Annotated in this window: 1 protein-coding gene; it reads left to right on the forward strand. The window is 64.6% G+C overall.

The features are described 5' to 3' along the window. A partial coding sequence (locus AAEZ06_RS28170; RefSeq protein WP_350617499.1) for a TIM barrel protein occupies positions 1–240 on the forward strand: 240 nt, incomplete at both ends.

The following is a 240-nucleotide window of genomic DNA, read 5'->3' on the forward strand; positions in this document are numbered from 1 at the left end:
GTTCCAGCCGTTTCGCGATTTCGAAGGCTGCCGCCGCGATCGCCTGGCGCGCAACCTGGAGCGCGCCGAACGCAAATTCGATTTGATGCAAGAGTTAGGCACCGACCTGGTGCTGGTGTGCAGTAACGCCTCGGCCGACAGCGTGGGCGACGAACGTATTCTGCTCGATGACCTGAGCCTGCTGGCCGAACACGCGGGCAAGCGCGGCCTGCGCATCGGCTATGAAGCCCTGGCCTGGGG

Source organism: Pseudomonas sp. HY7a-MNA-CIBAN-0227 (assembly GCF_040310325.1).
Taxonomy (GTDB): Bacteria; Pseudomonadota; Gammaproteobacteria; order Pseudomonadales; family Pseudomonadaceae; genus Aquipseudomonas.